The following is a 4487-nucleotide window of genomic DNA, read 5'->3' as shown; positions in this document are numbered from 1 at the left end:
AATATCAATTCTCTTAAGCCAATCATTTTTTTACGAACCTCTTCAGGGTAGTTGGCAAAAACCAATTCAACTTCAGGATTTGTCTTTAATTCAAAATTTTTCATTTTTTCAAATTGCACACAACGGTGAAGTGTATGAGCAGTAGCAGAATATAAGCCCTAACTTTTCAGAAAACACTAACCTTTGATTTATGTTTTTATGTTTCAAAATAGCACTTAACCCGCTATTGCTTATACACCGTGTTGTAGCCAGTTTTCTGTTCAATCATTAAAATCATATTTCTCTTTGGAGAACCTAACAATGTAATGATTAAAAAAAGTATTCTCATCTGTGCTACCACGACTGCTGGTAAATATTAGAAATTTTCCATCTTCGGTAACATAAGGGCTGCCGTCATATCCTTCCGAATTGATATTTTTACCCATCCAAATAACTTTAGACCAATTTCCATTTTCATTAATTGAAATATATAAATCGGATTTTCCCATATTTTGATTTCTTTCAAAACCAGCAAATATCAAAAAGGACTCATCTGGAGAAACATGGGCATCGCCTTCTAATTTTTTAGAGTTGATAGTTGTCGGTAACGCTTGCGATGCTTGGTATTTCCCTTCTTTAAATTCAGAAACATAGAGGTCACTATTTTGGGAACCATGGGGAGTAATAGAGAAATATAGATTCCCATTGTCGGTAAGCCATGGATAGAATTGATTGCCTTCCATGTTTTTGGAGAAAAAGGGTTGAGGTTGTTGCCAATCTCCATCTTGTCTTATAGATTTCCAGATATTCCAATCGGAGATGGTGTCCGCTTTATTTTTAGGCATCAATGAGGAAAACAACATCAGATTTCCTTCTGGGTTTACATAAACATCTGAATGAGGAGAAACGTTTGGGAATGGAATTTCTTGTAAATTCTTAAATGATTCATCTTCAAAGTCCATTTTGTAAATATTAGACGAGGACTTCCCCATTTTAGTAAAATAGAGTTCTTTAGTTTTTGATACATATACATTATTCCATTGTACGGAATCTATAGATAGTGTTCCTGCTCATAATTTAATAGGTTTTATGTCATCTATGTGCTGATGGAATATATTATTATTACAGCTCGATAGCAGAATGACAGCTACTATTACGATGATGTTCTTCATATTTACATAAGTTAAGTGAGTAATTTTATTTTTTAACCAATAACCTAGCTTCTTTTATGTTATTTACATCAAGCCTAAATGTTAGCTTTGATTCCTCCTCAATTTCAATTATCAAATTACTACTTCTTGGCACTCTTACTAGAGACCTATTCTGCCCGATAATTACATTTTCATCGTTTGGGTTTGCTCCATAATCAAAAGACCAATCTAGGGGTGCTACTTTGAACCCATAACGCCCTTTTTTTAAGGTTATAATGGATTCATAAATTCCCTTACCTTTATATTCGAATTGAGGAGTAGCCTTAAAGTCTTTGCCCCAATCGTTCATGTCGCCGAGCAAATAAATTACATTAACTCCTAGAGGTTGCTCTTGCATTTCAGACATTTTTTGTTTAGCATCTGCTAAGGCCTGGTTTAATTCCTTTCCATTTATTAGTGAGAGTGCGACATCCATAGCTAAACTTTGGTTAATTGTTACATCGGGTGTAACTCCTTTACCCTCAATCCTGCCCATTCTGTTGGAATAATAATCAGCAATAGGTAAAGACAATTGTAAGCCAGATGGCAGGTCATACATTTTTTGTGACAACATTGCACCTTCGGTTGTTTCGCCTATAACTGTAACATTTTCTAGTTGAGCAAGACCATCTGCAGTCATTTCTGCAGCACTAGCCGTCTTATTACTTATAAGTACATAAACACGCCCTTTAAAGTGAGGCTGCATTGGTTTAAACATGATACGTGTTAAGGGTGCTTCTTGCACATCATGCCAAAAGGACTTTATGGACCATCCTTGCCATGAGGATAGGTTTTGAATATTGGTAACGCTTGGTGCTTTTGTATGATTATCCCACCATTTTTTTGAAACAAATGTGCCAGCATCAATAGGTTCTGAAAGAAGATGGCCGACCAAGGGCACGCCTGCAAAAGTGCCTCCTGAATTATTTCGTAGGTCTATGATTAGGCTTTCTGTTGGATTTTTAGCGATAAGCTCGTAAGCTTCAAACACTTTTTCTTTTGTGTCTATACCTGTCATTGTATTTACAGTAAATATGGCGGTTTTTCCTTCCCAACTTATTGAAACATTTTGGTCACCGACCTTTAGAGAATCGATATAATCTGCCATTGCATCTGCAGATTGTCTCATAGTTCCAAGTCTTACATGTGAAAACGGACCGTCTTGCCATAGGACATTGTAATTGTCAATGAATTCATCCTTAGTTTTAGAGGTATTTGCAAGTATTTTAACCTTTTTTTCTAACTTCAAGTATTCCTTTGTTGTAAGTTCGGCAGGGTTATAGTGATAATTATTCATTAATACCGATATGCTATCCGCAACAACGCTTAATTCTTTATTACCTTGACTTTGATTAGGCTTTTGGTAGTTACAGGAATACATGAGTAGAACTGTAAAAAGTACTGATAAAATTTTAAAACTTTTATTCATTGCATTAAATTTTAATCCCTAAAAAGCCCAACCACATTTGTTCTTGTAATAGTGTTTTATCTTTTAGGTGGATTAGACTTAATTGTTTATTCTGTGTAGAAACTTCAATTCCTGCAAACTTTAAATATTCTTTTAAAGGAACAATCTTAACTCCTTTGATATATGAATTCATAAATGGCGTGAAGTCTGTTTTACCCAATTCATTTGTCTTATCGATGATATCCTTATTGGCAATTGAAGCATCTGTTCCAGCCATGTTGTTATAAAAAAACTGCATTAAATCATCTAGACTTTTTTGGTTCTGGGTGTTATGTCTAATTTCCATATCCATGCACAAACCAGCAAACAGTCCTCCTCCGTAAACCAATCCCCAATGGTTATCTTTCAACAATGGAGAAGCTGCATCAGCAGGAGCCAAGGAGCCCAATCCAGAATCATTGATATACCGGTTATAGAACAAATTATTCATCACCCCTTTTATAGCCTCTTCGTTTACAATTTGAGTATTGTATAAAGATTTAATGGTGTAATAATTGGTGATACCTTCTTTAAACCAATCGGTTGAAGTGTCTTGAAAGCGTAGGGATTTTCCATTCCAAAGGTGAAAAAATTCATGGGCAAAGAGAAACCATCCAAAAACTTGTTCCTGAGGAGCAGCATTGGGATTTAAAAAAATACTAATATCGTCTCCAATAACCTCCCCATCTATTTGTTCTCCTTCATTAATAATGACCATTGCCTTAGACAATTCATTTCCAGGAGCAGATTTTGGAATGCCTCCCATCAAGTCAATATAATAATCCAATACCTTAGTGGCATTGGCGGTATATGACTCTTCATTTTTCAAAATAGAGTTTCCACCAAGTACAAAGGTTAAGGTAAATTCCTCACGCTTAAGATTCACTTCTTTATGCGTACCTACAAACATTAATGACTCTAGTAGTTTCCATTGATTGGTAGCGGTATATCTATTTTCTCCTTTTTGTTCCCAAGGTGCGGAAACCTTCCAATTATCTGATTTTTTATAGTATATTTCAATGTTTTTATTTTCGTCGCCATTGGTAATAAACAACGCCCTTCCCGATGCCATGACGCCCCAATCTCTCACAAATGCCACTCCATCTATTCCTCCAGGCCAATTTTTATCCTCATGGTCAATCTTCACATCGTAATGCAAGTTTATACGCTTTCCGTTATAAGCATTATCAACAAACCATGCTGTGGAATCTCTTTTCTGGTATCGGATTGATTTTCCATTTTTATCTGTAATCTCCAAATTTTTGATGTACTGAGGCCAGCGATGAGGAACGGGTCCATTTTCACTCATACTTAATAACGAATCTTGGAGCGTTATTTTCGCTTCAATGTTAACCAGTTTAGGGTCTGACTCGTTGAATGTAAGCATATATTTGTTAGCTACATCAGGTATAGATCGCTGTGATACATTTGACTTTTTTATCGCACATGAAGATAATAGTACTGCGATGATTAATGTTGAAAAAAAGATTTTCTTGTTCATTATAATTAATTTAAAGATTTGTTGCAAATAAATTTATTGTTTTCTCAAAATTGGTTTTTAATATTTTATTAAAGACAAACGAATCAAAAAAATGTTACAATAAAATATAAAATGTAAAACGACTTCAACATTTTTTGTCTCGTCCTAAAATATGGCTACAGGTTAAAAATTGGATACAACGTTAAGTGTATGGCCCGTTTTAATGGGCTATACATATTGTTGGGTGCTGTTTTTTATATTCAGTCCTCCAATTTAAAAAAAACAGTTGACAGTGATACGGTGTGCCGTTAAACTATCAGTAATCCTTTTTGCGGGGAAGCCCTGACCAATGGCTTTTAGTCCCCGACTAAAATCGGTCGGTCAAAGGCTG

Annotated in this window: 3 protein-coding genes; all 3 read right to left on the bottom strand. The window is 35.1% G+C overall.

Features of this window, described 5'->3' with window-relative positions:
* Positions 1–260 precede the first annotated feature (260 nt).
* On the bottom strand, positions 261–941 hold the full coding sequence (locus tag WBM60_RS03335; protein ID WP_424258977.1) for a hypothetical protein: 681 nt from the start codon (positions 939–941) through the stop codon (positions 261–263).
* Between the two features lie 235 nt (positions 942–1176).
* On the bottom strand, positions 1177–2598 hold the full coding sequence (locus WBM60_RS03330; protein WP_424258975.1) for a S41 family peptidase: 1422 nt from the start codon (positions 2596–2598) through the stop codon (positions 1177–1179).
* A gap of 4 nt (positions 2599–2602) precedes the next feature.
* Positions 2603–4117, bottom strand: a complete 1515-nt coding sequence (locus WBM60_RS03325) for a hypothetical protein (protein ID WP_424258973.1) — start codon at positions 4115–4117, stop codon at positions 2603–2605.
* Between the last annotated feature and the right edge of the window lie 370 nt (positions 4118–4487).

Source organism: Eudoraea sp., assembly GCF_049669105.1.
Lineage (GTDB): Bacteria > Bacteroidota > Bacteroidia > Flavobacteriales > Flavobacteriaceae > Eudoraea.
Note: the sequence above shows the minus strand (reverse complement) of the source record. Positions and strands in the feature narration are given on the sequence as shown.

Excerpts from the sequence above, each read along its gene's own strand:
- WBM60_RS03330 (WP_424258975.1), bottom strand. The coding sequence starts at position 2,598 with ATGAATAAAAGTTTTAAAATTTTATCAGTACTTTTTACAGTTCTACTC.
- WBM60_RS03335 (WP_424258977.1), bottom strand. The coding sequence starts at position 941 with ATGGACTTTGAAGATGAATCATTTAAGAATTTACAAGAAATTCCATTC.
- WBM60_RS03325 (WP_424258973.1), bottom strand. The coding sequence starts at position 4,117 with ATGAACAAGAAAATCTTTTTTTCAACATTAATCATCGCAGTACTATTA.